Origin of the sequence: Aeromicrobium sp., assembly GCF_014378035.1 — a bacterium.
In the GTDB taxonomy this organism is placed as follows: domain Bacteria; phylum Actinomycetota; class Actinomycetes; order Propionibacteriales; family Nocardioidaceae; genus Aeromicrobium.
Genome location: NZ_JACMOM010000152.1, coordinates 1 through 1,761, shown reverse-complemented (window position 1 = coordinate 1,761; position 1,761 = coordinate 1). Strand labels below are relative to the sequence as shown.

Annotated in this window: 1 protein-coding gene; it reads right to left on the bottom strand. The window is 69.2% G+C overall.

From position 1 onward, the window contains the following. Positions 1–6: 6 nt before the first annotated feature. The coding region (gene ligD / locus H7290_RS08020; RefSeq protein WP_290513499.1) for a non-homologous end-joining DNA ligase at positions 7–1,761 on the bottom strand (1,755 nt) is incomplete at its 5' end.

Sequence of the window (1,761 nt, the reverse complement as noted above, 5' to 3'; positions counted from 1 at the left end):
GCCGGATCACTCCAGGCTGACCTCCCCGGGAACCTTGTCCGGGCGCAGGCCACGCCAGCTCGGATGCCGCAGGTGACCGCTCTTCGTCCACTCCGCGAACGAGACCTCTGCGACGAGCCGGGGGGTGACCCAGTGGGCATCCCGCGCAACCTCACGCGGGACGTCGACGAAGGGGGCGGTCTTGCGGGGAGACCTCGAGAACGTGCGCTGGAGGTCCTCCAGCGCGCTGTCCCCGATCCCGGTCCCCACTCGACCAACGTACCGAAGACCACCATCTGTGGGTATGCCGAGCAGCAGCGAGCCGATGCGTCCGCCGCGGGATCCTCTGCCTGGACGCCAGCCGCCGACCACGACCTCCTGCATGCGATGGTGCTTGATCTTCGTCCATGCCGCCGAGCGCTTGCCGCTGCCGTAACGGCTCGAGCGTCGCTTGGCGATGACGCCCTCGAGGCCCAGCTCGAGGCTCGAGGAGATCGCCTCGGCCAATGATCCCTCGAACACCTCCGGCACCTCGAGCACGTCGCCGGGGCCGTCGCCGAGGGCGAGCCCGCGCAGTGCCCCGCGACGTTCGTCGTACGAAAGCCGCACCAGCGAGGTGCCGTCGTGCCGGAGCAGGTCGAACACCATGAGCCTGACCGGGACTCGGCGACGTGTGGCCTCGACGTCGGCTGGCTTCGACAGTCCGATGCGCTCCTGGAGCAGGCCGAAGTCCGGTGCGCCGGACGGGCCGATCGCGACGATCTCACCGTCGAGCACCGTGTTGTGGAGGGAGGTGCGGGAGGTCGGGTCGGCGAGCGCCGACACGATCTCGGGATATCCCGCTGTGACGTCGTTGCCGTTGCGGGTGAACAGGCCGACGTCAAGACCATCGACCACGGCGATCACCCGGATCCCGTCCCATTTCATCTCGAAGGCCCAGTCGTCCTCGTCGTCGATGCCGGTAGCGGAACCGAGCTGGGCAAGCATGGGGGCGACGAACCGCCTCTTCATGCCGGCCGGAGCATTGGCCGGAGCGGCGGCGGTGCCTACGGGGGTCCGGTTGCCGGGCAGGTCGTCCATCAGATGGATCAGCCAGTTCTTGCCGGTCTTGATCAGCGCGAACCTGCGCGGGCGTCCCAGCCCACCGCCGGCGCGGCCGGTGAGGGTAGCGATGACCTCGGCAGGACGCCACTTCTCGACCTCGTACGTCCCGGCGTCCCAGATCGTGACCTCACCGCCGCCGTACTCGCCCTGCGGGATCGTGCCCTCGAATGTTCCATAGTCGAGCGGGTGGTCCTCGGTCTGCACGGCCAGATGGTTCTGGGCCGGATCGGTCGGCACGCCCTTGGGAAGCGCCCATGACACGAGGACACCGACGAGCTCGAGGCGGAAGTCCCAGTGCAGGCTGCTGGCGTGGTGCTCCTGGACCACGAACAACCGACCGTCGGCTGCGGGGCCGGGAGCGCCGGCAGGCACGGGCTCAGGGGTCTTCGTGGCATCGCGCATCGAGCGGTAGGTCTCGAGCCTGTCCCGCCCGGTAGCGCTGCCGGCCGTGCGACCCAGCGCTGCCATGGGGTCCTTGCGCCGAGCCATCCGCGTGATGACCTCGTCCATCGTGAGGTGGCGTAGGTCCTGGCCGAGCTCGCGCCATGTGCGGGGCACCGCGACGAACGGCTGCTCCAGGCCGCGCAGGGAGTAGGGCGCGATCGTCGTCTTGCTGCCGTTGTTCTGGCTCCAGTCGACCAGCACCCTGCCGGCGCGGACGGTCTTCTTCATCGAGCT